This window comes from Natrinema sp. HArc-T2, from assembly GCF_041821085.1.
Lineage (GTDB): Archaea > Halobacteriota > Halobacteria > Halobacteriales > Natrialbaceae > Natrinema.
On the sequence record NZ_JBGUAZ010000003.1, the window covers coordinates 127,671 to 154,488 of the forward strand.

28 protein-coding genes and 2 pseudogenes are annotated in these 26,818 nt (G+C 63.2%); 18 read left to right on the forward strand and 12 right to left on the reverse strand.

Going from position 1 to position 26,818, the window contains the following annotated elements; genetic code table 11:
- Window positions 1–35: 35 nt before the first annotated feature.
- Window positions 36–716, reverse strand: coding sequence for a class I SAM-dependent methyltransferase (locus ACERI1_RS08235; protein ID WP_373617628.1), 681 nt, complete (start codon window positions 714–716; stop codon window positions 36–38).
- Window positions 717–783: 67 nt separating this feature from the next.
- Here ACERI1_RS08235 and ACERI1_RS08240 point away from each other — a divergent pair.
- Window positions 784–1,061 (forward strand): annotated as a pseudogene (locus ACERI1_RS08240) (zinc ribbon domain-containing protein); the annotation flags it as partial.
- Window positions 1,062–1,130: 69 nt separating this feature from the next.
- Here ACERI1_RS08240 and ACERI1_RS08245 read toward each other — a convergent pair.
- The 3 genes from ACERI1_RS08245 to ACERI1_RS08255 form a co-directional block, all read right to left on the reverse strand.
- Window positions 1,131–1,382, reverse strand: a complete 252-nt coding sequence (locus tag ACERI1_RS08245; RefSeq protein ID WP_373617629.1) for a hypothetical protein — start codon at window positions 1,380–1,382, stop codon at window positions 1,131–1,133.
- A gap of 150 nt (window positions 1,383–1,532) precedes the next feature.
- Window positions 1,533–2,192 carry a helix-turn-helix domain-containing protein gene (locus ACERI1_RS08250; RefSeq protein WP_373617630.1) on the reverse strand — a complete coding sequence of 220 codons (660 nt, stop codon included), beginning with the start codon at window positions 2,190–2,192 and terminating at the stop codon, window positions 1,533–1,535.
- Between the two features lie 181 nt (window positions 2,193–2,373).
- Complete coding sequence (locus tag ACERI1_RS08255) at window positions 2,374–3,117, reverse strand: SDR family NAD(P)-dependent oxidoreductase (RefSeq protein ID WP_373617631.1); 744 nt, start codon at window positions 3,115–3,117, stop codon at window positions 2,374–2,376.
- 148 nt (window positions 3,118–3,265) lie between these two features.
- Between ACERI1_RS08255 and ACERI1_RS08260 the strand changes: the two genes are divergently transcribed.
- The 3 genes from ACERI1_RS08260 (at window position 3,266) to ACERI1_RS08270 (ending at window position 7,725) form a co-directional block, all read left to right on the forward strand.
- Complete coding sequence (locus tag ACERI1_RS08260) at window positions 3,266–4,333, forward strand: alanine--glyoxylate aminotransferase family protein (RefSeq protein WP_373617632.1); 1,068 nt, start codon at window positions 3,266–3,268, stop codon at window positions 4,331–4,333.
- Between the two features lie 207 nt (window positions 4,334–4,540).
- On the forward strand, window positions 4,541–5,668 hold the full coding sequence (locus tag ACERI1_RS08265; protein ID WP_373617633.1) for a DUF1214 domain-containing protein: 1,128 nt from the start codon (window positions 4,541–4,543) through the stop codon (window positions 5,666–5,668).
- A gap of 218 nt (window positions 5,669–5,886) precedes the next feature.
- Window positions 5,887–7,725: a carbon starvation protein A gene (locus tag ACERI1_RS08270; protein ID WP_373617634.1), complete on the forward strand. Its 1,839-nt coding sequence runs from the start codon at window positions 5,887–5,889 to the stop codon at window positions 7,723–7,725.
- 83 nt (window positions 7,726–7,808) lie between these two features.
- Here the strand turns inward: ACERI1_RS08270 and ACERI1_RS08275 are convergent, their stop codons facing one another.
- Window positions 7,809–8,417: a hypothetical protein gene (locus tag ACERI1_RS08275; RefSeq protein WP_373617635.1), complete on the reverse strand. Its 609-nt coding sequence runs from the start codon at window positions 8,415–8,417 to the stop codon at window positions 7,809–7,811.
- Between the two features lie 383 nt (window positions 8,418–8,800).
- Between ACERI1_RS08275 and ACERI1_RS08280 the strand changes: the two genes are divergently transcribed.
- The gene (locus ACERI1_RS08280) at window positions 8,801–8,998 is read left to right on the forward strand and encodes a hypothetical protein (RefSeq protein WP_373617636.1); all 198 of its coding nucleotides are present in this window, start codon (window positions 8,801–8,803) and stop codon (window positions 8,996–8,998) included.
- A gap of 91 nt (window positions 8,999–9,089) precedes the next feature.
- Here ACERI1_RS08280 and ACERI1_RS08285 read toward each other — a convergent pair whose 3' ends face one another.
- Window positions 9,090–9,314, reverse strand: coding sequence for a hypothetical protein (locus tag ACERI1_RS08285; protein WP_373617637.1), 225 nt, complete (start codon window positions 9,312–9,314; stop codon window positions 9,090–9,092).
- Window positions 9,315–9,448: 134 nt separating this feature from the next.
- Here ACERI1_RS08285 and ACERI1_RS08290 point away from each other — a divergent pair, with 134 nt between their 5' ends.
- Window positions 9,449–9,769 (forward strand): hypothetical protein, encoded by a 321-nt coding sequence (locus tag ACERI1_RS08290; RefSeq protein ID WP_373617639.1) that lies wholly within the window; start codon window positions 9,449–9,451, stop codon window positions 9,767–9,769.
- A gap of 103 nt (window positions 9,770–9,872) precedes the next feature.
- On the forward strand, window positions 9,873–10,076 hold the full coding sequence (locus tag ACERI1_RS08295) for a hypothetical protein (protein WP_373617640.1): 204 nt from the start codon (window positions 9,873–9,875) through the stop codon (window positions 10,074–10,076).
- Here the strand turns inward: ACERI1_RS08295 and ACERI1_RS08300 are convergent, their stop codons facing one another.
- Window positions 10,077–11,309: a GTP-binding protein gene (locus tag ACERI1_RS08300; protein ID WP_373617641.1), complete on the reverse strand. Its 1,233-nt coding sequence runs from the start codon at window positions 11,307–11,309 to the stop codon at window positions 10,077–10,079. It abuts the gene before it with no gap.
- Between the two features lie 74 nt (window positions 11,310–11,383).
- Here ACERI1_RS08300 and ACERI1_RS08305 point away from each other — a divergent pair, with 74 nt between their 5' ends.
- From ACERI1_RS08305 to ACERI1_RS08320, 4 genes are all read left to right on the forward strand, one after another.
- Window positions 11,384–11,680, forward strand: a complete 297-nt coding sequence (locus ACERI1_RS08305) for a hypothetical protein (RefSeq protein ID WP_006179832.1) — start codon at window positions 11,384–11,386, stop codon at window positions 11,678–11,680.
- Window positions 11,680–12,654 carry an ArsA family ATPase gene (locus tag ACERI1_RS08310; RefSeq protein WP_373617642.1) on the forward strand — a complete coding sequence of 325 codons (975 nt, stop codon included), beginning with the start codon at window positions 11,680–11,682 and terminating at the stop codon, window positions 12,652–12,654. The genes ACERI1_RS08305 and ACERI1_RS08310 overlap by 1 nt, the downstream gene beginning before the upstream one ends.
- 90 nt (window positions 12,655–12,744) lie before the next feature.
- On the forward strand, window positions 12,745–13,944 hold the full coding sequence (locus ACERI1_RS08315) for a redox-regulated ATPase YchF (protein WP_373617643.1): 1,200 nt from the start codon (window positions 12,745–12,747) through the stop codon (window positions 13,942–13,944).
- Window positions 13,945–14,062: 118 nt separating this feature from the next.
- On the forward strand, window positions 14,063–15,700 hold the full coding sequence (locus tag ACERI1_RS08320) for a spermidine synthase (protein ID WP_373617644.1): 1,638 nt from the start codon (window positions 14,063–14,065) through the stop codon (window positions 15,698–15,700).
- A gap of 37 nt (window positions 15,701–15,737) precedes the next feature.
- On the opposite strand, the gene ACERI1_RS08325 is transcribed toward ACERI1_RS08320, so the two are convergent.
- Window positions 15,738–16,532 (reverse strand): helix-turn-helix transcriptional regulator, encoded by a 795-nt coding sequence (locus tag ACERI1_RS08325; protein ID WP_373617645.1) that lies wholly within the window; start codon window positions 16,530–16,532, stop codon window positions 15,738–15,740.
- Window positions 16,533–16,769: 237 nt separating this feature from the next.
- Here ACERI1_RS08325 and ACERI1_RS08330 point away from each other — a divergent pair, with 237 nt between their 5' ends.
- Window positions 16,770–17,756 (forward strand): DMT family transporter, encoded by a 987-nt coding sequence (locus ACERI1_RS08330; protein ID WP_373618153.1) that lies wholly within the window; start codon window positions 16,770–16,772, stop codon window positions 17,754–17,756.
- 48 nt (window positions 17,757–17,804) lie between these two features.
- On the opposite strand, the gene pth2 is transcribed toward ACERI1_RS08330, so the two are convergent.
- On the reverse strand, window positions 17,805–18,143 hold the full coding sequence (gene pth2, locus ACERI1_RS08335) for a peptidyl-tRNA hydrolase Pth2 (RefSeq protein ID WP_138781601.1): 339 nt from the start codon (window positions 18,141–18,143) through the stop codon (window positions 17,805–17,807).
- Window positions 18,144–18,253: 110 nt separating this feature from the next.
- Here pth2 and ACERI1_RS08340 point away from each other — a divergent pair, with 110 nt between their 5' ends.
- Entirely contained in the window at window positions 18,254–19,426 is a 1,173-nt protein-coding gene (locus ACERI1_RS08340) for an MFS transporter (RefSeq protein ID WP_373617646.1), read from the forward strand.
- Window positions 19,427–19,492: 66 nt separating this feature from the next.
- On the opposite strand, the gene ACERI1_RS08345 is transcribed toward ACERI1_RS08340, so the two are convergent.
- Complete coding sequence (locus ACERI1_RS08345) at window positions 19,493–20,308, reverse strand: hypothetical protein (RefSeq protein WP_373617647.1); 816 nt, start codon at window positions 20,306–20,308, stop codon at window positions 19,493–19,495.
- A gap of 165 nt (window positions 20,309–20,473) precedes the next feature.
- On the opposite strand from ACERI1_RS08345, the gene dcd reads away from it, so the two are divergent.
- The 4 genes and pseudogenes from dcd (at window position 20,474) to ACERI1_RS08365 (ending at window position 23,900) form a co-directional block, all read left to right on the forward strand.
- Window positions 20,474–21,076: a dCTP deaminase gene (dcd, locus tag ACERI1_RS08350; protein ID WP_373617649.1), complete on the forward strand. Its 603-nt coding sequence runs from the start codon at window positions 20,474–20,476 to the stop codon at window positions 21,074–21,076.
- 116 nt (window positions 21,077–21,192) lie between these two features.
- Window positions 21,193–21,489, forward strand: a complete 297-nt coding sequence (locus tag ACERI1_RS08355; protein ID WP_373617650.1) for a hypothetical protein — start codon at window positions 21,193–21,195, stop codon at window positions 21,487–21,489.
- 391 nt (window positions 21,490–21,880) lie between these two features.
- Window positions 21,881–23,151 (forward strand): annotated as a pseudogene (locus ACERI1_RS08360) (RNA-guided endonuclease InsQ/TnpB family protein).
- Between the two features lie 44 nt (window positions 23,152–23,195).
- Window positions 23,196–23,900 carry an alpha/beta fold hydrolase gene (locus tag ACERI1_RS08365; RefSeq protein WP_373617651.1) on the forward strand — a complete coding sequence of 235 codons (705 nt, stop codon included), beginning with the start codon at window positions 23,196–23,198 and terminating at the stop codon, window positions 23,898–23,900.
- Between the two features lie 90 nt (window positions 23,901–23,990).
- On the opposite strand, the gene ACERI1_RS08370 is transcribed toward ACERI1_RS08365, so the two are convergent.
- Window positions 23,991–25,274, reverse strand: coding sequence for a YhjD/YihY/BrkB family envelope integrity protein (locus ACERI1_RS08370; RefSeq protein ID WP_373618154.1), 1,284 nt, complete (start codon window positions 25,272–25,274; stop codon window positions 23,991–23,993).
- Between the two features lie 217 nt (window positions 25,275–25,491).
- Here ACERI1_RS08370 and ACERI1_RS08375 point away from each other — a divergent pair, with 217 nt between their 5' ends.
- Window positions 25,492–25,692: a hypothetical protein gene (locus tag ACERI1_RS08375; RefSeq protein WP_373617652.1), complete on the forward strand. Its 201-nt coding sequence runs from the start codon at window positions 25,492–25,494 to the stop codon at window positions 25,690–25,692.
- 1 nt (window position 25,693) lies between these two features.
- Here ACERI1_RS08375 and ACERI1_RS08380 read toward each other — a convergent pair whose 3' ends face one another.
- On the reverse strand, window positions 25,694–26,809 hold the full coding sequence (locus ACERI1_RS08380) for a tRNA (guanine(26)-N(2))-dimethyltransferase (RefSeq protein ID WP_373617653.1): 1,116 nt from the start codon (window positions 26,807–26,809) through the stop codon (window positions 25,694–25,696).
- Between the last annotated feature and the right edge of the window lie 9 nt (window positions 26,810–26,818).

A 26,818-nucleotide genomic window follows, 5' to 3' on the forward strand; every position in this document is an offset into this window, starting at 1 on the left:
GTAGACTTAACGACGATTCCCCGATTCCGTGTCAGTCAGTTCGACGTGAGACTCGAGAGGAGCGACCGGTCCGTCGGCTGTCGCCGTCGAAGCCGCCCGCGGACGATCGGCGTCGCCGGAAAGACCCCGACGTTCGCCCGCTCGACCTCGAGGACCTCGAACGCATCGTCGGCGACGAACCGTGCGATCGTCTCGCGGTTCAACTGACAGCCACCGGCTGCACGCGACCACAGCGGCGTCAACGCATCCTGTGCTCGTGCGCGCCAGCCGTCGTTGCGGACGTGCTCGAGAAAGCGCAGTTCCCCGCCCGGTCGCAGGACGCGGGCGACCTCCGCGAGCGCCGCGTCGAAGTCGGGGATGGTACAGAAGACCAGACTCGAGAGCACGACGTCGAAGCTGTCGTCGGCGTAGGGTAGCGACTCGCCGCGCGCGTCACGGAGGTGCACCTGCAGGTCGGCTGTGTCTGCCTTGCGGGCGGCCCGGCGCCGCATCTTCGGGTCCGGCTCGATCGCGTGATACTCGAGGTCGCCGTCGGCGACGTCGTCGATGTAGGGTACCATCGCGCCGGTGCCGGCCCCGAGATCGAGGACGTTCCCGGCGAGGTCGGCTGCGAGGTACTCGCGGTGGGGGCCAACCAGGAAGCGGTCGGGCAGCCGATCGTACAGCGCCGCGAACAGGTCGCTCTCGGTCGCGTGCCGTGGATCGCAGTCAGCCATGTCAGTACTCGGTTCACCTACGGCGGCTCGAGTGATATACTGTTGGACGATATTGGGTGTCCGATAGCCGTTGTGGGTCCGCAAACACTCCTGTCCGTCGTGCGGGTTCACGGCGGCAGGGATTGGAATGCAGCATGGAACATCCTTTCTCGCGGTATCAAGCACGTAGGAGCGGGACGCTCCGAATCAACGTCCTCAGAATCGCTCTGCGATTCTGATGGGCTGCGAAAATCGTTCGCCGATTTTCGAACGCCTGTGGAGACTGCGCTCCCTACGGGTGCCCATTCGGTTCCTGCAAAGCGCGTTTGTCGGGGGAACCTTGACAGGCTGTCAGGCGGAGTCTGACAACGTCGTGGAAGCAGGAAACCCGACCCGCAAGGAGCGAGCGGAAGCGAGCGAGTAGGGTGGGTCAGTTCACGTCCTCATCGTCGTGTCGGCACTCCGGCAGAGTTCCCGTTCCAGCACTGGTAACTCACGATACCGAACAGTCTGGCTCCTGTCGTCGTACTCGATGAATCCCTGTGCCGCCAGCTGTGGCAATACAACGTGATGCAGTTTGATGGTGATGTGTCTTCGGTCGTCGCTGATTTCGTCGTGCTCGAGGAGATTCTCTGTCAGTTCCTCTACCGTAGCAACGTCTTCTTCGGCGGCTACCAGACATCTCATGATCTGGCGACGATACACGCAGGCCAGCGTGTCGTGGACGGCACTCAGCGTATCGCTATCGATCGATGGGATGTTCACAGCAGTATTTACTCCCCCACTCTACTTGGGAGATGTTATTGAGGGTTCAACTCATATTTATGGTAGAGGGCGTTATCCGAGATCGTGCGCGGACGTGAGCAACACCTGTTCGAGAATTTTTTCGTTACCGCGGCGAATCCGGTTCGAGACGGCCTGTTCGCTAATGTCTAATTCCTCGGTCAGATCCTCGAGGCTCGTCTCTCGTGGCGTAGCGAAGTAGCCCCGCCGGGTGGCGAGGACCAGTGCCTCGCGCTGTTCCTGCGAGAGGTCGAATCGGTGGCCACGCTCGGTCGTTTCGGTCAGTGTGTATGTCTTATCGATGTGAATCGGGAGATCGTGTTCGATAATGAAGTTGTGAAATGACGAGAGTTTGTCGTGATCGAGAAAGCGCAGTCGGAAGGTCCACTCTTTGCGGCCACGGGCTTCGAGCACGACCGCATCGCTCGCTGCGATGGCCTCGATGAGGTCGGTCGGGTCGTCTTTCCATGCGATCCGATACAGGGCACTGTCTCCCACTTTGTCCAACGCTAGGAACTCTTTGACGGCTGAGTGAGCCTGGACGGTCTCCCCGAATACGTCGTGGCTCTTGCCGGTCGCCCACACGAACGGCATGGTCATGTCTCCAGTCGGGACAATGCGTTCGAGTTCCAAATGCATGGTATTCTGAGCCGAGAGAACCTCCCCGAGCTGGAAGTCCTTACTGTTGATAGTGAACTCCAGGATAACACTCATCCCTTATATCTCCGGGTGCCAACGATGTAGAGGTTTCTCGGCGCACTACGATGTCTCCCTTTGATGATCTTTAACACACCTCTGCAAGTATAAACGTAAAATGGTGAAAATATCGACGTACTTATCGAATCAATACTCCAATTTTGTTTCCCTGCTTAACCTCCTAACGAGACGAGACCCGTTACGCCAGTCGTCGTTCCCACTCCTCGGCTGGCAGCGATTCGCCGGTGACGCCGTCTGTTCCCTGTGCGAGCAAGCGCGTGGCCGCGTCGTTCATCACGTCTGGCTCGAGAATCTCCTCTCGTTCCGACTCCGGCAGATGCTCCCAGAAGCCGGTTTCGACACGGCCACCGGGATCGAGCGCATTGACCGTGATACCGTACTCCTCGAGTTCGGCGGCCTGTGTCCGGGTCAGTCCCTCGAGGGCCCACTTCGAGGCGACGTACGGCCCCCATTTCGCCGCACCGCGACGGCCCAGGCCCGACGAAATGTTGACGATGGCTCCGCGACCGTTGTCGATCAGTTCGGGGACGACGTACTTCGAGAACAGGAACACGCCGGTCACGTTCACGTCCAGAATCTGCCGGAAGTCCGCGGTGTCGACCTCGTGGAGCACGCGCTGTTCACCGTACATGTTCAACAGTCCGATACCGGCGTTGTTCACGAGGCCAGTCACCGTGCCGTACTCCTCGATCGTCGCGTCGACGACCGCGCGTACCGCAGCCTCGTCGGTAACGTCCGCTGGCGCGACGAGTATCTCGCCAGCCGCGTCGGCTACGTCGGCGGCGACCGCCTCGAGATCGGCCTCGTTGCGAGCGGTCACCACGACGTTCGCCCCCTCGCGGGCGAACCGTTTCGCCATCGATGCGCCGAGTCCCCGGCTCGCACCGGTGACGATGACCGTCTCTCCGTCGAGTGTCGTCATAACCGCGGCTACCGTCGCAGAGAACTTAAAAAGGCCCGTCTATCACGGCCAGTTCGGCCCCCAATCCGACGGCGGCGGTCCGAGTGCCCACGCGAGACACGGCACCGTCTCGAGTGGTTTTATGCCCGAACGCAGCGGTAGCCACCGTATGACCGACGATCGACTCCGGATGACCCCGGGTCCGACCGAGGTGCCAGCAGCCGTCCGCGAGCGGATGAGCGAGCCGACGCCAAACCCCGACGTCGAACCCGAGTTCTTCGCGTTCTACCGCGACCTGCTCGAGAAGCTCGAAGCGATCTACGGCGACGACGATATCGCGACTCTGGGTGGCGAGGGAATCCTCGGGCTCGAGGCCGCCATCGCGTCGCTGGTCGAGCCGGGCGACCGGGTGCTGTGTATCGCAAACGGCCTCTACGGCGAGGGTTTCGCCGACTTCGTCGAGATGGCTGGCGGCGAGGCGGTCGTCTGTGACGCGCCGTGGCGCGAACCGCTGGATCTCGAGGCGGTCGAAGACCACCTCGCAGCCGACTCGTTCGACATCGCGACGATGGTTCACTGCGAGACGCCGACGGGTGTGCTCAACGACATCGAGCCGGTTCTCGAACTCCTCGACGACCACGACGTCATCAGCGTCGTCGACGCCGTCTCCTCGCTGGGCGGGACGCCGGTCCCAACCGACCGGATCGATGTCTGTCTCGGTGCCTCTCAGAAGTGTTTCAGCGCGCCCCCGGGCCTGACCGTCTGCTCGATCAGCGACCGCGCGTGGGACAAAATCGAATCCTTCGAGACGCCGAGTCTCTACACCGACCTCGAGCCCTGGCGAAACGCCGTCGACGAGGAGTGGTTCCCTTACACGCACCTCGTGGCGAACCTCTATGGGTTCGATACCGCAATCGACCTGCTGCTCGAGGAAGGGCTCGAAGCCGTCTTCGAGCGCCACGAGACGGTCGCAGCGCACTGTCGCGACCGGGCTGCCGACCTCGGGCTGTCGCTGTACCCCGACGGGGCGCAACCGTCGCCGACCGTGACCGCCCTCGAACTTCCGGGACGAGCGGAAGCGATTCAGTCAGCGATGGCCGACGACCACGACATCGTCCTCGCGACCGGCCTTGGCGACCTCGCCGATGACGTGCTCCGGATCGGCCACATGGGTCACAACGCGCGGCTCGATCGCGTCGATCGAACGATGGACGCGCTTGCTGCTGTCCTCGAGTAGGTGTGCAGTCTCGAGTCGCGAGGATCGTCTTCGCTCGACAGGAGAGACACGGCAGCGCCCGGAAGTCGTGTTCGTCCGTCGGGCGATACTGTCTTCATGTCACTACAGTATCGTCTGCCATCGCCCCCGTTTTATATATTATTCTGGTGTGCGAGCGTGTGGGTCGACTCGACAACGCTGCGACGGAGCGCTCGAGTGACATGAGTCATGAGCAAGAAGCACCACAATTCGACGGGTGAATCGGGCCGACTGTGGGCAACGCGTCGAGCCGCGCTTTGCGGTGCGGGGCTCGCCGGTGGACTCGCGCTGGGCGTCGGCAGTACGAGTGCACAACAGGGTTCTCCGGGGGCGAACGCCCAGCAGGGCCAGCAACAGTCGCCTGACAATAGCGAGACAGTCCCGGTAACGTGGGAGAATTACACGCGCGCAGAGTCGGACACGTACTTCGCGCGCTACGCCGAGCTGGGCGGGTTCGGGGAGTTCTATCACATCCGAGAGCCAGTCCCCATCGACCAGCAGGACGTCATCCAGATGAATCGTGATACGCTCTACTCGGCTGGCGTCTTCGACCTGACCGAGCCGGTCACCGTCACCCAACCGGAGACTGGTGACCGCTACCAGTTGCTGATCGTCATCAATCAAGATCACTACGTGAAGGGGTCGTCCACGACTGCCGGCGAATACACGCTGACACAGGACGAAGTCGGGACGCGGTACTGTCTGGTCCTGGTCCGCACGTTGGTCGACCCGACCGATCCGGACGACATAGAGGCCGTTCACGCCATCCAAGACGAGCTCGCGGCGAGTCAACGATCGCCCGGAACGTTCGAGATCCCCAACTGGGATCAGGACTCGCTCGAGCAAATCCGCAATGCGCTCATCACGGTCGGAGAGACGATGGAGGATTCCCGGGGTGTGTGGGGCGACGCCGACGAGGTTGACCCCGTCAAGCACTTCCTCGGCACCGCGGTCGGTTGGGGCGGCAGTCCGGAAACGGACGAGTTCGTCCTCTGGCGAACGCCCGAACGGAACGACGGCGACACGCCGTACACGCTCACCGTCGAGGACGTCCCCGTCGACGGGTACTGGTCGGTCACCGTCTACAACAGCGATTGGTACCTCGAGGAAAACGAGTACGACGCGTACGCGATCAACGACGTGACCGCGGAGCGAGCCGACGACGGCAGCGTCACGATCCACTTCGGCGGTGATCCCGACCAGCCGAACTTCCTCTATACGCCGGCGGGCTGGAACTATACGGTCCGGCTCTACGAGCCGCGCGAGGAGGTCCTCGACGGGAGCTATCAGTTCCCCGAGGCCGAGCCGGTCGAGTGACAGGCATACGGCCCGCAGTCGTGGTGTTCGCTGGTGACTGTGTCACCGCGATGTCGACCGTCGGTTCGTCTCGCTTTGCTGTCGTCGCTTTTCAGCGTTATAGAGCAGGATTCTGACAATAAATGACTGCGAGAATGAAATACATGTTGGCAGAACGGTTCAAAAGACACTAAATAATAACTAAGGATATCGACACCCTGGTTTTGTGTGGGACTAGCATGACACAAGTCATTTGGATCATTGCGGCAGTACTGGTGACGTTTACCGCTGGGTACGTGGGGTACTCGCGGTATCTCACGCAGTTCGTCGAACTCGACGAGGAGGCGGAAACACCGGCACACAAATACGAGGACGGACAGGAGTACGTCCCCTCGAAAAAACCGGTGTTGTTGGGGCATCACTACTCGAGTATCGCCGGTGGGGCGCCGATCGTCGGCCCGATCACGGCCGGTGCCATCTGGGGATGGGTGCCCGCGTTGCTGTGGATCGCCATCGGCAACCCGCTGATGGGTGCGGTTCACGACTTCGTCTCGCTGTCGGGCAGTCTCCGTCACGAGGGGAAGTCGATCGGCTACATGATCGGCGAGTACGTCGGGGAGAGCGGCAAGAACATGTTGCTGTGGTTCGCGTTCCTGACGATCGTGCTCGTCGTCGCGGTGTTCGCACTGGTCGTCGGGATCGTCTTCAACGCGTACCCGCAGGTCGTTACGGCATCGTTGCTCTACATCGGGCTGGCGCTGGTATTCGGCGTCTACCTCTACCAGTTCAACGGCCCGTTCATTCCGGGGACGATCCTGTTCGTCGCAGGCGTCTTCGCCGCCGTCTGGGTCGGCCTCCAGTACCCGCTGGCGCTGTTCGCCGGCGACTACCCGGCCGGGACGATCGTGTTATTCGGTGGGGCCGGCGAGTGGGTGCCCGGCGCGGGTGCCCTCGGTGGAAACACCGCGGCGTGGATTCCCTTCGTCATGGTCTACGCCGCGATCGCGAGCGCGCTACCCGTGTGGGTGTTGCTCCAGCCACGTGACTACCTGTCGTCATTCCTGCTCTATACCGGGGTCGGCGGCGCGACAGTCGCGATCATCGTCGGGACGTTCCTCGGCACGTCGGCCCAGCCGCTCGTCATCGACGAGACGATCGGCGCGTTCGAGGGCTTCTGGGGCGTCGAGGCCGCAGGGTTAGCACCGCTGTTCCCGCTGCTGTTCATTACGATCGCCTGTGGGACGATCAGCGGGTTCCACTCGCTGGTCTCCTCGGGGACGACCGCCAAACAGCTCGACAAAGAAACCGACGCCCGGCTGATCGGCTACGGTGGCATGCTGGGAGAGGGCCTGCTCGCTGCGGTCGCGCTCTCGACGCTCGCCGTGTGGGGCTTTGCCGATCCGGCTGGCGGCATCGGTGCTGCGCTACCGAACTTCGCGTCCGGCGGAGGGCTCATCCTCACCAGTCTCGGCGTTCCGGAGACCGTCGGTGCCGTGTTCATGGCACTGGTGCTCTGTAGCTTCCTGCTGACCTCGACGGACACAGCCGTCAGGCTCGGTCGGTACATGATGGAAGAGATCGTCGGCACGCCCGCGGGACGAACCGACACCGGGCTGAACGCCGATCCCGCGTCGCTCGCGCGTGGCCGGTACACGAACCCGATCCTTCAGGTCGTTCCCGCGTACCTGCTAGTCGTCTCCGGGCAGTGGGTCGTCCTCTGGCAGCTCTTCGGTGGGGCAAACCAGCTGCTTGCGGCGCTGGCGCTGCTGACCGCGACCGTGTGGCTGGCCAACTGGGACGACAGCAAACAGCTCGTCTCCACCGGTGTCCCGATGGCGATCATGGTGACGATCACCATCCTCGGGCTGTCGATCCTGGTGTTCTACGAGAACCTGTACCTGAACCTGCTGCAGGGTGGCGCTGGCTCGACCGAGGCGATGCTCTCTTCGGCCGTCCAGATGGTCATCGGGCTCGTGCTCATCGTCCTGGCGCTTGCACTCGTCAGGCTCGGGTACAGAAACATTAGCAACGTCCGTCGTGGCCCCGAGACGCCCGCCGCCGAACCGGGCGACGACTAACGACTCGCCTGCCGTCCGTTTTTCGCAACCAGTACTGGTCCGCTCGAGAGAATCGTCTCGACGACGATCGATCAGCAATCGTCTTACCGCCAGAAGCGTCTCGCGAACCGCGAGAGGATACCCTCCTCGGGCGTGGTTACGTCGTCCCAGAGCGTAAACGCCTCCGCGACGTCGGCGACCTCACTGGCGACGTGCACGTCGGCCTCGGGGACGACGACGACGAGATTGACATCGTAGTGGCCGTGATAGCCGAACTTCAGTAACGTCCGGTCGCGAAAGCCATCGACGAACTCGCGGACATCGTCGGGCAACTCGTCGGCGACGAGAACGAACGTGATGTCCGTCCCGAAGTGTTCCTCGTCGGCGACGACGTGTTCGTCCGCCAGCTCGTGGCCGAGCTCGACGAGGCGCTCGAGTTGTGCCACCGTCGGTCGTGACTCATGTCGGGCGAAGAGGTGCTCTTCGGCCTCGTGGTCGGCGTAACTCAGCGCCGGGTGGAAGAACTGTTTCTGGCTACGCACGCGCATCTCACCATAGAGATCCCACCGCTGGCCGCCAACACGGCGATCTTTCTCGAGGTCGTAGTTGTACATCAGCCGGTCGGAGACCCGATCAAGATACTCGTTGTCCCAGTCGGGAACCGCATTCCGGATCTCCGCTGGCAGTTCGTCCGGCGTCGCTCGCTCGCTCATCGTGTCTCGAGACAGTGTAACGGTAGCCGTTCGTCACTCGGCGCTCGGTTCATGGCCCATGACCTCATACCACAGCTATCGGTTGCGGCATCAAATAGCCGTCGGTGGTGCGTATCGAGACGCCGGACGACTGGTAGGTCAACTGAGACCGGCTGCTGTCACGGTGACCCAGCGCACCAACGTGACGGGTCGCGGACCCACGGCACCCACTGATACGGTCCGCTGTACCGAGTGACCGGTGGGACCGCAGTTCGGGTCGCGGGTGCATCGGCACTGACTGACTGGATCCGTCTGAGGCGGCAGCTTTTAGCCGTCGACGTCGTACTACCGTGTACGTAACCCACATGGTCGAAAAGCAAACAGAAGCCTGCGGCCGGTGTTCCATGTCGACGGTCGTCGACGTCGCATCCGCCGACGAGGCGGACGGCGACGGCAAGGAAGCCAGCGCTCGAGATCCGTTCGGCGACGCTGCGATCGAGGTCGACGACGAGACGCTCCGGCGCGTCTCACCGGGTGCGTGGGCCGGACGCGTAACCGATCGGCTCGACGACCTCGGGCGGCGGCTCATCTACGGTCGCTAGGTCACGACCTCATACGGTCTACTGTCAGTCAGTGCCGGTCCAACTGCAGGACGGTCGCGGTTGCACCGGTAAACCGTTACAGCAGACCGTATCACGACATCGTCACGAAGTACGTCATCGCAAACAGCAGTATCGCAGCCGTGGCGACGTTGATGAATCCGAACTCGAGAAACCCCAGATACGACAGCCCCCAGACGACAGTCCAGCCAAAGAGCGTCGACAGGACGGCGTTCATCACGAGCAAGACTCGAGGGTCCCCCTCCGAGGACGCCACGCCAGCCTCGAATCCGTCCGCGTCGGCATCGCCATCACTCATACAGGGAGACGATGGCACCGCTACTTAACTGTTCGCCGGCAGCAGTTCCCAGTTCGCCGCCTCGTTCGGCCACGCCGTTCGAGCCCTGAGCGACCACGGTATAGCTCTTTGTCTCTCGAGCGCGAACAGCGCGTATGCACCTTCGCAACCGTCACGGAACACCCGTCGATCCCGTGCCGTTCGTCGTGGTCGTCGGGCTTACGTTCATGGTGCTGCTGTCGTTCGGCCCACTGTACGGGCGGGAGCTTGGGCTGGCCCTCGAGACGGCGGTCGTGCTTTCGGCAGCGCTGTTCGCGCTCGCCGTTATCGTCGCGTTTTATCGACAGGTCTGGACGTTTCGCCCGGAGGCGACCGATAACGTCCCGTCGTCGGTCCGCGCCGAGCGACTGTTCTATCTGATCCCGATTCTCACGGCACTCATCATCGCGCTTGCAATTCCGCTACTGCTCAGCTAATCGGTCGCCAACGTGACGATGGGATTCTGTCACAGCCTCGCGATCGTGCATCAGTGACACACAGTCGCACAGCGTTATTATGACTCCCGGTGAATACCCATCTATGGGGTTTATCGAGTCGATGAAAGCGGCTTTCGCGTCGTCAGCGCCGAACGACCGTCCCGACGACGGCTCCAACGGCGCGTACTGGTGTGACGACTGCGATGTCCGGATCAGAGACGTCGACCTCGAGGGGGAGCCGGTCTGTCCGGACTGTGAAGCCGAGATGCGCTTCGAGCGCTCAACCGGCCGCAACTGTGCGTGCTGATCACGGCTCGCGGACGACAACCTCCTCGCCCTGCTCGTCGGGGAAGGGGCCCTCGAGCGACACGTCCCACTCCTCGTCGGTGACGAGCGCGTCCTCGAGGGCTGCCCGCAGCGCCGATTCGTCGTAGCTGGTGCCGATAAAGACGAGTTCGGTCTGACGATCCCCGTGCTCGTCATGCCATGCAAGATCGGGCCGGTTCGATCGGTACATGTCGCGCTCGATTTCGGGCAGGCTCGCGATCCAGGGTCCCTGTGCGGTGGCTCTGATCGATGGCCCGGCCTGGGCGACCGACACCCGCATCTCGTTGTCTGCGAGCCAGGCGACGCCTTTCGCGCGGATGATTGCCGAGGGGAGATCCTCGAGGAACGCGGCGAATCGGTCGGGATGGAACGGTCGGCAGCGTCGGTAGACAAAGGAGGTGACGCCGTACACTTCGTCCGGATGGCGGTGGTCGTGGTGGCCGCCATCGTCGTGATCGTCGCCATGGTCCTCGTGTTCGTAGTCGTCATCTGCCGACTCGAGCGCCCGTTTCCAGCCCGGAAGGCCGTTCACGCGACCGGGATCGAACCGTTCTGCACCGAGCAGCCGGTCGGGATCGACCGCGGCGAACTCGGTGCGGATCGTCTCGGCGTCCGGTTGAAGTGCGGCGACGAGTTCTTCGGCCTCGGCGAACTGTTCGTCGGTACACAGATCGGTCTTGTTGAGCAAGACGACGTTCGACACCTCGACTTGCTCGACGAGCAGATCCGAGAGCGGGCGGTCGGCCTCGCTGCCCCGCCGTTCCGGTGTTCCCTCGCCCGCGAAGGCCTCGAGAAAGGCAGGCGTATCGAGGACGGTCACCAGCGTGTCGACGTCGTACAGCGCCGCGACGCGGGATTCGGTCGTGAACAGCCGCGCGACGGGGGCAGGCTCGGAGATACCCGACGACTCGACGACGAGGTGGTCGAACGAGCGGTCGCGGGCCAGCCGGACCACGGCGGTCTCGAGGTCGTCCTGGAGTTCACAACAGATACAGCCGTTCGAGAGTTCGGCGACGCCGTCGTCGAGTTCGAGTTCCGATCCCTCGGCGACGAGGTCGGCGTCGACGTTGACCGCGCCCATGTCGTTGACGAGGACCGCCAGTGTTCGGTCGCCGGCGTTCGAGAGCAGGTGATTGAGTAGCGTCGTCTTTCCGGCACCCAGACTGCCCGAGAGGATCGTCACCGGAATCCTCTCGTCCGCGTTCGTCTCCATGTCCGGCCACAGGGACCGCAGCGTCTTGAAACCGAGCCACGAGGGTTTTTAGCGTGCAGCACGGATGGACGGACATGGATCTGGCCGACCGGATCGACGCGTTTCGTGAGACGCTCGAGGAGTGGCTGCGGGGGCTCTATCACGGCATGATCTCGCATCCGGCCTACGAGAAGATCGAGAAGGAAGCCGAGGACGCCGAGGACGCCTTCATTCTGGCGTGTTTTCCGGACGCCTTCGGCATTCCATCGCCGGTTTCCTACTACACCGCCGAACTGCTCCCGTATCTCGAAGACGAGTTCGAGGCGTGGGAGCGGCGGCTGTGGGATCGTGGCACGTACCTCGAGCGCAAGGGCCAGCAGTATCACTTCTAATGGAGCCGTTCGTCTTCTTCGGTGGGAAAGGCGGCGTCGGGAAAACGACCGTCTCGTGTGCCTACGCGTTGCGCTGTGCGCGCGACGGCCAGCGGACGCTCGTCGTCTCGACCGACCCTGCTCACTCCGTCACCGACGTGTTCGACCAGCCGTTCGACGACTCCCCGCAGTCCGTCGATGGCGTCGAGGGACTCGACGCGATGCAGATCGATCCCGAGGACGAAGTCACCCGTCACCTAGACGAGATCCGTCAGGATCTCTCCGAACAGGTATCGGCGTCGATGGTCAACGAAATCAACCGGCAACTCGAGATGGCCCACGGCACGCCGGGGGCCTACGAATCGGCCCTGTTCGACCGGTTCGTCGACGTAATGCGCAACGCCGAGGCGTACGACCGCGTCGTCTTCGACACCTCGCCGACCGGCAGTACGCTGCGACTGCTCGGCTTGCCGGAACTGCTCGAGGGGTGGATCGACCGGCTGATGTACAAGCGCCGGACGAGCATCGATCTCTTCGAGAAGGCCGCAGTCGGAAACAACGAACCACGCCGTGTGATGGAGGGTGACCCCGTCCTCGCGCGCCTCCAGGAGCGCAAGGAGTTCTTCGAGTTCGCCGGCGCAGCGCTACACGACGACGCTGCCTTTTTCCTCGTCCTGAACCCGGACGAACTCTCGCTCAACGAGACCGAGCGTGCAATCGACGACTTGCGGGAGAAGGACCTCGAGGTTCGCGGCCTCGTCGCCAACAAACTCACGCCGTCGCCCGACCCCGACGAAAACGGTCGCGGTGCACGCTACCTCCGCGAACGCGTTGCGACGGAGGACGAACGCCTCGAGACGATCCGATCCGAGTTCGAGCCGCCGCTGGTCGCTGAAATCGGCTGGCGGAGCTCGGAGGTCAAAGGAGGCCTGCTCGACGACGTCGCCGCGGAACTCGACATCGAGACGGCAGTCGAACCGCCGACGCACGTCTGATTTGGTGGTCATTTGGACTTGCCACGTTTACTCATAGCACACTGAGAGCGGAACAAAACCCGTTTAGCCCGGCCGCTCCAGGGACGAACAATGAGTACGAGTTACCGGATCGGACTCGTCGGCAAACCCTCCGTCGGCAAGTCCTCTTTCTTCAACGCGGCGACGATGAACGACGTGCCCGAGGGGGCCTACCCGTTCACGACGATCGACCCCAGCGTCGGCGAGGCCTACGTCCGCGTCGACTGTGCGGCACCGGAGTTCGACGAGGAGTGTACGCCCAACGTCGGCTACTGCGACCACGGGACACGGTTCGTCCCGACGAAACTCGTCGACGTCGCCGGACTGATCCCCGGCGCACACGAGGGCAACGGGCTCGGCAACCAGTTCCTCTCCGATCTCAACGAAACCGACGTGCTCGTTCACGTCGTCGACTTCTCCGGGAAAACGGACGCCGAGGGCGAACCCACCGAGGGCCACGATCCGCGAGACGACATCGCCTTTCTCGAGGAGGAACTCGACCAGTGGTACTTGGGCGTCCTGAAGAAAGGCATCGAACGCTACGAGACGGGCTACACCACCGAAGACGACGCCATCGAAGAAGAGCTGGCCGAACAGATGAGCGCGTTCAAGACCAACGAAGACGAGATCAAGCGCCTCATCCGACGCGTCGACATCGGCTTCGAGCCCGACGAGTGGGGGGCAGATGACAAACTCGCACTCGCCCGCGAGATCCGCAAGGAGACCAAGCCAATGGTGATCGCGGCGAACAAGATGGACACGCCCGAAGCACAGGATAACTACGAGGAGATCACGAACGATCCCGACTACGATCACCTGACGATCGTCCCCTGCAGCGCCCACGCCGAGAAGGCGCTGAAATCGGCCGATAAGGCCGGCGTCGTCGACTACCGACCCGGTGATGCTGACTTCGACATTACCGGCGACATCTCCGGCGATCAGGAACAAGGGCTCGAGCAGATCCGGGAGTTCCTCACCGAGTTCGGCGCGACGGGTGTGCAGGCAGCCCTCGAGACGGCCCTCTTCGATGTCCTCGGTGTGACGCCGGTGTTCCCCGGCGGTGCAAACGGGCTGGGCAACGAACGCGGCGAGGTGCTGCCCGACTGTTATCTGATCCCGCCGAACTCGACTGCGGAGGACTTCGCCTACAGCCTGCATTCAGATATCGGCGACGGCTTCCTGCACGCGATCGACTGCCGGACGAACCGGCAGCTGGGCAAAGACTACGAAGTCGAGTCGCGTGATGTAATCGAAGTCATCACGACGAACTGACAGCCGATCGTCATCTCATTTCGATCCGTTCGACCGCCGACTCGAGTCGAAGTCTCGAGAGCCGGCGAGTCCGTACTGCGCCGACAAGTTCTCGTCGCGGGCCCACGTTAGGCCGACAATGAGTATGGGGCAGCCCTCCGCTTACCGGCCGACGAAACCCGACGTCGCGGTGTTCGTCTCCGGCGTCACCAGTATGGGCTTAGAGATCCTCGCCGGTCGGATCATTGCCCCCCAGTTCGGCAGCAGTATCTACACCTGGGGGAGCATCATCACCGTCTTTCTGGCCGCGTTGAGTCTGGGGTACTGGCAAGGTGGGAAGCAGGCGTCGACGGCGTCGAACCAGCGCATGAGCTGGCTGCTGTTGGGGACGGCAGGCTACGTCGCAGTCGTGATCTACGCGAGCGACCAACTGCTGCTCTCGGCGTCGGCGATGCCGCTGCCGACCCGATATGCGTCGCTGCCGGCCGTCCTCATCCTCTTTGGACCGCCGACGTACCTGCTTGGCTTCATCAGTCCGTACGCGGCCGAACTCTCCCAGAAGGAGGGAACCGGCGAAGCGTCGGGCCACGTCTACGCGCTCGGTACCATCGGCAGCATCGTCGGCGCGGGCGCGACGACGTACGTCCTCGTTCCCGCCCTCGGCATCGACATGATCGGCCTCCTGTTCGGGTTCATCCTCGTCGGGACCGCGTTCGCGCTGACGCTGCCCAGACTCACCCCGAAGCCAGCCTCAGCCAGCGTTGCAATCGCACTCCTTCTCGTCGTCGCGGCTGGCCTCGGTCCCGTCGCATTTGACCACCGCGGTGACGTCGTCTACCAGACCCAGACGGCCTACCAGGAACTCGAGGTCATCGACGACGGTGACGTCCGGACGCTGTATCTCGATGGTGCACGCCACAGCGCAATGGATCTCGAGGATCCCGACCGGCACGTCTTCGAGTACACGCGGTATTTCCATCTTCCAATGCTGATGGTCGACGATCCCGACGAGGTCGAGAACGTGTTGTTCATCGGCGGGGGCGGCTACACCGGGCCAAAGGACTTCGAACGGAAGTACGATGTCGATGTCGACGTCGCCGAACTCGACCCCGAAGTGACGCGGACGGCCAAGGAGTACTTCCGCCTCGAGGAAAGCGAGAACCTGTCCGCCCACACGGAAGACGGGCGGATCTTCCTCCAGGAGACCGACAAGGAATACGACGTGATCGTTCTCGACGCCTACCAGAAGGATCAGGTTCCCATCCACCTGACCCAACTCGAGTTCATGGAGTTGGCCGAGAGCCACCTGGACGAGGACGGCGTCTTGCTCGCGAACGTCATCGCCGCACCCAGTGGCGCTGGCTCGGCGTTCTACCGGGCACAGTACAAGACGATCGACGAGGCCTTCGCGTCGACCTACAGCTTCCGCACTTCGAGCGGTCGGTCGGTCCAGAACATCGAAGTCGTCGCGACGAAAGCCGACACCGACTTCACTGAGGCCGACCTCGAGGCGCGAAACGACCGGCGCAACCTGGGAATCGACCTGAGTAGCGAGGTCGACGCCTACATGGACGCGCCGAACACCGACGGCGTACCGCTCCTAACCGAGGACCACGCACCTGTCGACAACCTCCAGGCGTCGACGGTGGGCCAGGAGTACGTCATCGAGCAAACCGGAGACGACGAGACACAGCCCGAACCCGCATCGATTGCGGTCGGACCAGAACTGCCCGCACACGCACGACCGACGGCGGGACTCGAGTCGATCCCGTCCTGACGAGTGGTGTCGTCCCGAGTCCGCTGCTGGTTGCTCCTTACTCCGAGAGTGTGTCAGCCTCGAGTGGCGTCGCCGTCCGCCAGTAGTGATCGAGCGAGTCCTCGGCCCACGCGCGGACGACGTCGTCGTCGGTGTCGACGGCGGCCCGCAGGATGCCGGTTTCGTCACGCAAGAGCAGACAGACATCCGCGTCGACGATCATGATCGCAATCGGCACGCCCTCTTCGCGGACTCTGATCTCGGCGTTGTCGGCGTCGAGCAGTGCCTCGAGCTGGCGGCGAAGTCCCGAGTCGTCGGCTAGCGCGTCGATCGCGTTCTGCCCGAAGACGCCCCTGAATCGCTGGTCACCGTCGGTGACGCGCTCTCGAACGACACCCAGTGTCTGCTCGTTGAACGTGTGCGAAAACGTCCGGACTTCCTCGCCCGTCCGGAGAAACTCGAGTAGCCGGCTCAGCGGCGCGTTGGGTCGTGTCGCGCTGGGGGTCGTGATCGTCGCATCCGAGAGCCGTCGGAGATCGAAGTCCATCGCGTGGGTCGGCAGGTAGTCGACGATCTCGCGGAGTTTGGCTTCCGTCTCGAGGATTTCCTGCAGATCGGTAAACCCTGCCGCGACGAGCCGGCCCGTCGCGGTGGCGACGTACGCGTTGCCGTCGTGTCTGATCCACGACCGATCCTCGAAGTCGCGCAGAATCCGTCCCAGCGTCGCCTGCGAGGCGCCGGTCGCCTCCGCCAGTTCCGTTCGCGTGTGACGTCCCTCCGAGAGCAATCGGAGGACCTCGACACGGTTCGACGAGAGTGCGAGAAACTCGATTTCCTCGAGTGCCGCTTCCATACGGACTCTCGTGTCCGCTCTAATAAACAGCTTTCGCACCGTGAAACTGTTTCACGATCTGCAACGCCGGCGCGCCGCCCACGCCTTTCCCGGCCCGCTTGCCTTTCTTGCTGTGAAATATTTTCTGAATCAAACTATAAGCCCGGAGTTCGTACGGTGGAGTATGATGATCTTCGCGATTCACGCGTCGACCGCTCTCGAGTCGGCGCAGCCGGTCTCTACGGCGGTGACGGGAGAATGATGTCCCGTCGCAGTGCCGTCTTCTTCGCCCTCTCGAGTCTGCTCTTCGGCGGGACCTTCGTTGCCGCGAAGGCCGGACTCGCGTACTTCCCGCCGCTGTTGTTCGTGGCGCTGCGCTACGACGTCGCGGCGGTGGTCATGCTGGCGTACGTCGGCCTGACCAGTTCGCGGTCGGAGTTGGTCCCGCGGACCAGCGGCGACGTCGCCAGTATCCTCGCGACCGGCGTCCTCGCGATCGGGCTGACCAACGCCTTGCTGTTCGTCGGCCAGCAGTACGTCTCGAGTGCCGTCTCCTCGATCATCTACAGTCTCAACCCGATCATGACGCCGGTGTTCGCCGCGGCGTTGCTCTCGGACGAACGGCTCTCTCGACGCGGCGCAGCCGGGATGGGACTCGGTCTCGTCGGCGTCAGCCTCGTAGTCAGCCCCGATCCCGCAAATCTGCTGGCAGGGGCCGTCGGGAAAGGTATCCTCTTCGTCGCCGCGATCAGCGCTGCCCTCGGTGCCGTGTTGATCCGCCGAGCCGACAGCGGCCTCTCGAGTCCGGTCCGCGTCGCCTGGGGGCTGCCCCTTGCCGCGGCGCTGAGTCACCTGCTGGCCTGGGCCAGCGGCGAGTCGGCGACTGCGATCACGTGGACGACCGAGGCGCTGCTGGCGCTTGGCTACGTCAGTGTCTTCGCCGGCGCCGTCGCCTACGTCGCCTACTTCGGGCTCATCGATTCCGCCGGCGCGATCCGTGCAAATCTGATCTTCTACGTCGTGCCTGTCGTCTCGACGCTCGGCGGCTGGGCGCTGCTGGGCGAGACGATCGACGCGCTCGCGGTCGCCGGCTTCCTGACGATCTTCGCCGGCTTCGCGGTGCTCGGCAGCAAGTCCATCGATATCGGCTCGCTGCTCCCGGACGTCGGCTCCGACGGTCCGTCCTCGTCTGCCGACGGCGAGTCGGTCGTCAGGGAGGAACCGCGGGGTTACCGCTCTGACTAATTAACTGGCGCTCGAGTCGGTCTCGAGGCGCTCACTGCGGATCGGCGATCAGAACAGCGAGAGTTCGCCGGTCACGCTGTCGACGCGGTCGTCAGCCGCCGGGCCGACGGCCAGCGCGGTGACGGTGCCGGGCTCGAGTTGGGTGTGTCCGGCGTCGCGGATGAGCGCGTTGGGAATCCCGTTGCTATCGGCGATCTCTGAGAGTTCGTGCAGTTGGCGTTCGCTCTCACCTTTGAGGACGACCTTCTTCTGGCCGCCCTGTTTCCACTGGGATTGCAACTGGCTGTCCGCCTTTTCGTAGGCCGACAGCGACGCGTGGGCGACCTGTGCGGCGAGTTTGCCTGTCCCCATGCCGATGTCGGTCCGGGCGACGATGGCCTGCTTCATGGCCGATTCGAGGGCGGGGATCCCTTTACTTGTACCTATCCCGCCGGCGGAACTGGCAACCGGTCCGGATGGTGACATCATTGATATGTGTGACCATCACATAATCTGTCATGCAGGAGCGCCGGCGGGTCCTCGTCGTGACGTCGATCGCACTCTTCTTCTCGGTGCTGGTCTGGTTCAACTACTCGGCGGTGCTCCCGCTGATCGTCGCGGAGTGGGGACTTTCGGGGACCGAAGCGGGGGTCGTCTTCGGCGCGCTTCAGGCGGGCTATCTCGTCGCGATCGTCCCCGCGGGCTGGCTTGCGGACCGCTACTCGCCGCGGTGGGTGATCGCCGTGGGCGCGACCGGGACCGCGCTCCCGAGCCTCGCGTTCGCTGCGGTCGCCGACGGGCTCCTCATCGGCACCGGTTTGCGATTCCTGTCGGGGCTCTTTGTCGCCGGCGTCTACGTTCCGGGGATGCGCTTTGTCAGCGATTGGTTCCCCGAGGCCACGCGTGGCCGGGCGCTGGGGCTCTATATCGCCACCTACGAACTCGGCAGCGGCTTCTCGTTCGTCTTCGCGACGGTGGCCGCGGAGGCGGTCGACTGGCGGCTCGCGATCGCCGTCACGAGCGTCGGCGCGCTGTTCGTCGCGCCGGCAATGCTCGGCTTGACCCGCGACAGCCCCGAGCGGACGACATCGTCCGCCGGTGGCTTCGATCGCTCGATCTTCCGAAACCGGGAGTACCTCGCTGCGGTCAGCATTTACTCGTGGCACAACTGGGAGTTGTTCGGCGTCCGCAACTGGTTGCTTGCCTTTCTCGTGGCGACGCCGGCGTTCGTGGCGACGGACTCGGCGGTCCTGCCAGGGCTGGTCGTCGGTGCGATGATCGCCATGAGCGGCGTCGGCAACGCCGCCGGCGGTTGGCTCAGCGACCGCGTCGGTCGGCCACAGACGATCGCCGCCGGTCTCGGCGCCAGTACCGTCCTGAGTGCGACGTTCGGACTCCTCGGCGGGCTCCCACTGGCCGCGCTCGTCACTGTCACGCTCGTCTACGGCGTCGTCCTCGCGCTCGATAGCGCGCCCACGTCGACGCTCGTGACCGAAGTCGTCGCCGACGAACACGTCGGCACCGCGCTGTCGGTCCAATCGCTGGCCGGCTTCTCGACGACAGTCGTCTCGCCCATCGTCTTCGGGCTGGCACTCGACCGTGGCGGCTACGCCATAGCGTTTCCGACACTCGCCGCCGGTGCGTTCCTCGGCGTGCTGTCGGTCGGGGCGCTCGTCTGGACCCGACGATAACGGACACGAAAAACCTGCAACCGATCGCTGGCGGCGCTTTTCGCTATGCTGGTTCGGACCGTTACATCACAGAACGATGGCTTCGTTGCGAAGGAGTTCCCGTTCCGTCCGTTTCGCTTCCGGCCCCGCTTCGACGAGCGTCGGCTTGTCGATCGGCTCCGAAAACCGGTTCGGATCCGGCTCGAGCGGCTCGAGCATCGCCGAGAAGACCGAGCCGCGCCGGCCCCCGGCAGAGACGATGCCGCCGTATTTGCGCTCCTCGAAGGAAGCCTCGTCCGGGCTGGGAAACTCCTCGCGGATGATCTGTGCGGTCTCCCTGAGATACGTTGCCGCCTGCTGCTGTGAGTAGCAACTGTCCTCGTAGTACGCCTCGGCGTATTTGTCGGCCAGTTCCTCGGTGGAGTGCGCTGGTGATTCGTAGCAGATCGACTTCGTCGTCGTATACCCATCCGTAAAGCGGATGTTCATCGTAAAGCTATCCGGATATCGGAGGATGACCGGTGAAAACATCATCTCCGTGATCGTGGTTCGCTGTTGGATCCGCCACAGTCCCTCGAAGTAGTAGGCCGCCAGTGCCCCGATCCGGTCGTCGCGATCGCCACGGGCATACGCCATCGCGACCTCCTCGTAGTCATCGCCTGCAATCTGCCTGAGCCGCCGCTCGAAACTCTCGGCGATACGCTCGAGTTCCGCCTCGTAGGCAGCCAGCAGCGGAACGTCGGGGTCGGCGAGTAACTCCGCTTTCCGCTCTCGAGCGTCCGCCACGGTCATCATGTTCTCGTGGAAGGCTCGCTCGGCCGCAGTGTCGGGAAGCGGAACCCTCACCGCTCGCTGATGCAAGACTTTCGTATCGCCGTTGAAGCAATCCCGTTCCCCATCCATGCAGCAGCGTTCGTCGTGTATCATTATAATTTATTAGGCCGCCCAGACTATAATTTCATGTAGGTAATAATAGATAGATATTGCCATACATGATCGAACGCGGCGACCGCCGGTCGCTCGACGCGGACCGAGGAATTTAGGGCCCCGTACTCGCTCCTACTCGGTATGATCCTCTCCGATGCGGACATCTTAGCGCGTCTCGAGGCCGGCGATCTCGTCGTCGAGCCACTGGACGATCCGGAACTGCAGATCCAACCAGCGAGCGTCGACCTTCGGCTGGGACGAGAATTCCTCGAGTTCCAGCGGACGAACATCCCCTGTATCCACCCGAACTCCGAACAGGAAGTCGACGAATACGTTACGGAAACGGTCGTCGAGGACGGCGACGACTTCATCCTCCACCCCGGCGACTTCGTGCTGGGGACGACCCACGAGCGCGTCGAGATCCCGCCGGACCTGATCGCCCACGTCGAGGGCCGTTCCTCGCTGGGTCGACTCGCCGTCGTCGTCCACGCGACCGCCGGCCTCTGTGATCCCGGCTATCGCGGCCAGATCACCCTCGAGCTATCAAACCTCGGGACGGCACCGGTCGCGCTCACGCCGGGCATGCGGATCTCCCAGCTCACCTTCACCGAACTCACGACGGAAGCCGAGCGCCCCTATGGCAGCGAGCGTGGCTCCAAGTATCAGGACCAGGACGGCCCACAGGCCTCCCGCATCCAGAGCGACGACGAGTTCGGCGGCGACCAGCTCGAGCGCGACCGGTAAGCACGTCGGCAGAAAGTTCAGTTCGGGGTCGCTCGTAACTGCGGGCATCCCCTGCCTGTGGCGTGACGGCCAAACAACGACTGGCTGTTGCAGGCATCACCGACTTTCATCGAGTCATGATAGCTGACAGTATGCGTGCGACGTTTACGGATGTCGATGTCGACAAACCCGTCGAGAACGACAACGGGGAGTCGGTCGGAGTCGTCACGGCCGTCGAGGATGATGTCGCCTACGTCAGGCCAGACCCGACGGTCGTCGACTCGATCAAGTCGTCGCTCGGCTGGGAAAAAGGCGCCGAGGCAACGGTCACTCTCGAGCGGGAATCGGTACACGAGATCACCGACGATGTGATCCGGCTCGAGGGCGATCTGCCGATCCGGGACGATTCGACGGCCAAGATGAGGTCCGAGTGACGTGAGCCGCCGTAGCAAGCGCTGGAGACGGAGTCAGCTGGTGCGGAGATTCTCAACGAGAGTGAGACCGGTAACGTCGTAACCGAATGGCAGCCCACGTCACGCGGTTCGCGGGCTACCTACTAAGTCTCTCCTTGTGAGATGTCGGCCATGGTCCGGACAGGCGACAGAGACAGTCTCGAGGGTGTCGGCGTCGCCGGCCCCGTGGACGCACAGTCGATCGTATTCGTACACGGGTCGATGTTCACAGGCGGTACGAGGCGGATGCCCCGACCCTTGAGGTCGAGGAGGAAGCCGACACTCGATGAAACTCACCACGCTCGATGGCAAGGCCGACTCCCCACCTATACGTAAACCATTATTATGTAACAGCCGTAAATGTGAACCACGGATGGACGACGCGCCACGACGCACCGTCCCCATCAAACTCGATGTGCCCGAAGAGCGTCGTGGCGACCTCCATCGAACCAAAACCCAATTTCTGCACTGTGCCAACCGCACTAGCGAGTGGGCATGGCGGTACGACGACTACTGCATCACCGTAAGTCAAAGGCTGAAAACGCCCTGTACGGTGAGCTGCGTGAGGAAACCGACCTCACCGCCAACCTCGTCCAGAAGGGCATTCGACGCGCCATCGAAGCCGTCACAGGTGGCGTCGAGAAACTGAAACAGGGCGAGAAGACGAGTCAGCCCGAGTTCGACTCGTGGAGCGTGGTGTACGACAAGCGGAGTGCGACGTTCAACGACGACCACGCCACGCTCTCCACGCCGAACGGCAGAGTCACCTGCGAATACGTCCTTCCACCCGAGGACGAACGTGAGAGTACGCCGTTTGGTCGATACTACGAGAGAGACGACTGGGATGCCTCCAGCGCCACGCTTCAGTACGACGAGCAAGGCGACACGTTCTACCTGCACGTCACGCTGAAAAACCCGGACTACGTGGTTGACGAAACGGAACGCCAAGAAGCCAGTCACGATGATGAAACCCCCAAGAACGGAGTGGTTCTCGGCGTGGACTTGAACGTGACTGGCGCGTTCGCCGTCACCAGTACCGGAGCATTCCTCGGGAGCGCAGACCACCTCAACCACAAGCGCGACCAGTACGAACAACGGCGTGGACGCCTCCAACAGGTGGGCACTCGGTCGGCTCACCGCACGATTCAGTCTCTCGGCAGTCGGTTCTCGAACTGGTCGCTTGACTGGCTCCACAACCGTGCGAACGACCTTATCAAAGAAGCCCAAGACGCGGACGTGGACGGCATCATCTTCGAGAACCTCAACCATATCCGCGAGAATATCGCCAATGGCTCGAAGTTCCAGCAGTGGGCGTATGCGAAGTTCATGGAACTCGTGGAGTACAAGGTCGAGTCCACGGAGTTGTTCGTGGACACGGTGAATCCCGCGTACACGAGCCAGCGGTGTTCGCACTGTGGGTTTACCCACGAGGACAATCGTGACGACAAGCAGTTCGCGTGTCAATCGTGTGGGTACGAGGTGAACGCGGATTACAACGCAGCGAAGAACATTGCGAATCGGTATTGCGGGTATATCCATCGCGGGCAGAAGTCTCGCGGTGGATGGGCTACCAGTCAGCTAGCCCTCAAGTCAGGGACGTTGAACGTGAACGGCGACTACACGCCTACCGAGTTACTCGGGTAGAACGGGAGTTCACTGACAAGCCTCGGGGCTTGACCCCGAGGCGGTTGACGCGAAAGATATGGCTACCCCAGCAGCAGGAACTCTCCGGGGAGTTCCACACCGTCGCCCTCGACTTACCGGGACACGGATCTCGTGCCGGCAAACCGTTCCGGATGGAGCCAGCGCTCGACGTTCTGGAGGAGATCCTCGAGACGCACACCGACGGATCGGCGGTGCTCGTCGGGCTCTCATTGGGCGGCTACACGATCACGGAGTACGCCTACCGCCATCCTGACCAGGTCGACGCGCTGGTGCTGTCGGGGTGTAGTGCGAACCCAGTCGGGAAGTTGGAACTCAGCACCCGATTGACTGGCGGGCTTGCGCGGCTTCTGACCAAACCCGATCTCGGGAAGCGAGCCGCCGAGAAGTTGGCCGCACGCTGGGTTCGAAATCGGAACCTTCCACCGGATATCGAACGGGAAATCATCGAGGCCGGCTTCTATCCGAAGGGATTCGGCGACGCGGGGCCGGACATCGCGGGCGAGGACTTCCGGGCGAAACTCTCGACCTATCCCGGCTCGACGCTCATCCTCAACGGAATAAACGACACGCTGATGCGTCGGGGTGAGCAGGCCCACGCCGGGGCCGCACAGGATGGCCGCGTGGAAGTACTTACGGACGCCGGTCACATCTGTAACCTCCACCGCCCAACGGCGTACGCAGACCGGGTTCGTCGGTTCGTCAACCGGACCGTCCTGACGCAACACTAGGTCGGCACGGCGAAGCGGTCGGCCAGCTACAAGTCGAAAACGGCCGGGAGAACGACGCTGGTTTCGGGAACGGGATCAGTCGACGACCGCTTAGGAGCGTCGCTCGCCGATCGCATCGCGCAGACGGCCAGGCACGTCGAGCATGGAGATGCCGAATCCGAACAGGACCATCAGCACGTAGACACCGAGCGTCGAGGTCCAGACGACCAGCATCGAGAGGATCGCCCACGGCCCTTCGAGGAAGTAAAACGCCGCGATCGACATCGCGGTCCCGTAGAGCAAGACGATATACGGCCCCCAGTCGCGGGCGTGGCCACGTCGAACGCGTCTCCGGACGTAGCGTTTGAGCTCACCCTCGAGGGACTCTTTCCTGACGGTGCGGTCTTCGACGTCGTCCTCGAAGGTCTCGACGCGATCGCGCAGCCGCTCGATCTCCTCGCGCAGTACTTCGGGATCGTCCGCGCGGTCGTGTGTCCGGGCGCTCGCGCGGTCGCTGGCGCGGTCCTCGGTCGCCCCCTCGTCGGCACCCGTGGCGTCGTCGGTCATCGCTTCTGTCGAGACCTGTCGTCCGCGGGGACTTTGTAGCTGCCGATCCACTTCACGGTCGGCGATGGTCGCGTTGATGACTGCCCCGCCGATCAGGATGATCGCGCCGACGTACAGCCAGATGAGCACGAGGAACACGGCACCGAGCGCGCCGTAGACCGTGTAGCCGGTTGCGAAGTCAGCATAGAGGAAGAACGTCTGACTGAGCGCGACCCAGCCGACGGCTGCGACGACCGTCCCCGGGAACGCCTCACGAATCCCGACACCGGCGTCCGGGAAGACGACGTACAGCGGCAGGAACGTCACGAGCAACCCCACGACGACGAAGAACTGGCCGACGATCGCCATCTCAACTCCTGGCACGACCAGGATCAGAAACTCGAGAATTCCGACCCCAACGAGGCCCAGCGTGATACTGATCGCAACGATCGTCGCGTCCCAGAACGTCTCGAGCAGCGATTTCGACCCCACAGTCCCGTACACCCGGGAGAACGCGCGATCGAGCCCGCGCAGGACTCGACTCGAACCCCACAGCAAGCCGAGGATGCCGGCGACGGTCGCACTCTGCCGGCCAGTCTCGTCGATGATCGTCTCGGCGAGCACCTCTCGGGCCGCCGGTGTGAGGACGTCGGTGGCCGCCGCGGAGAGTTGCATTGCGAGCGCCTCGCCGCCGAGCGACGCTGCGATCCCGATCGCCAGCAACGTAAGCGGCACGAGCGAGAGAAAGCCGTAGAACGCAACGCCGGCGGCGAGCAGCGTCAACTGCTCGTCTCTCGCGAGCCGAACGGATCGTCCCACGAGTTCGAATCCCCATCCGTGGTCGGTCACGCTCCCCGTTTCGGGTTCCCCCACAATATGTAATCGCACGCCACAGCCACCGAACAGACCGTTATGTGAACCCATACACGCTGCAGTAGCGGACGAGTTGGATGGCTGTGCTGTAGCCGGTCGCTTTACCAGACGCCACACCTCGATTTGGCGGTACTCAGAAACTGCTGCTCCGCAAAAAACCAAATTTTATTGATATGATGCTATATCTGCAGCCATGGACGACTACCGCTGTCCCGACTGTGGCGTCACCATGGAATCGACACCGCTCCAGACGAGCGGTGGTCACACGCTCCGGATCGAGACCGGCACCCGTGACGGAGTCCTCGGGACGATCGGGCTCAGTGAAACGACCGGCGTCGATTCGGTTTGCTGTCCCGAATGCGGCTTAGTGCGGCTGTACGCCGATCTCGAGTGACTTACTCGAGGCTGTCTTCAGTCGCCGCGCGGATCTCTCCCACGTCGGCGTCCGTCTTGAACGTCGTCCCCCCGTAGTGGGCTCTCGAGGCCTCGTAGCCGGCCTCGCGGAGGTCGGTGAGGAAGTCGTCCATCGCGTTAGCGGGTAGCCCCCAGTTCCGACAGAGTTTGTGCTGGTCGTAGTGGGTTGGCTCGTCGAGTTCCGCCGCGAGCGTGTCACAGAGTTCGCGCGCCTGTGGTGCGGTGTCGAACGTATAGGGGATTTCGTCCCGGACGGCGGCGATGAAGTCCGAGTCCTGGACGGGGCCGAGCCAGACCGGTCCGGCAGTCAGCATGCGATTCCCGTCGCAGTGGGGACACGTCTCGAGTGGATCGGCGATCAAGCCAGGGTCGGCCTCGCGGTAGAGACAGTCTTCGCAGTGGTAGAGGTAGCCTAACTCGTCGATTGCCGCGTCGGCGGACGTGGCCTTGTGCTCGAGTTCGAGGTACGTCCGGACGTAGTGGCTGGTCGCGTGGGTTAGGATCGGCTCGACGCCGACGTCGAAGCGGGCGGCGCTGCGCGCGAGCGCGGAGATGAGCACGCGGACGCCCATCTCGGCGTGGTAGTCCGTGTTTCTCGGCACCGCCGAGTACGAACGGACGCCGCTATTGAAGTGGGCTCCACACAGCGGCGCGGTATCGGTCGCGGTGACACAGACCAGATCCCGGCAGTTAGCGAACGCGGCGTCGGCGAAAGGCATCGGCGTCCCGTAAGGGTCCAGATCGATCACGTCGAACGGCTCCTCGTGCATGAGGGCGGTGACGTTGCGGTGTTCGACTCTCGCCTCGTAGTCGTTTCGCTCGAGGTTCTCACGTGCGAGGTCGACCGCTTCCTCGTTGACATCACAGCAGGTGACATCCCAGCCGTCGGCGGCGGCCCGCACGCCACGGGCGCCGCTTGCTGTCATCGCGTCTAAATACGACGTGGCACGCTCCTCGCGCTCGCGATAGGCTCGCAGCGTCGCGATCGTCAGATCCCGGTTCAACTCCTGTCGCGGGTTGTAGAAGACCGCCTCCTCGATGCCCTCGGTCTGTTCGCCGGGCACCTCGAGTTCGACCCCGCCCTCGGTGACGCGCATACCACGTCT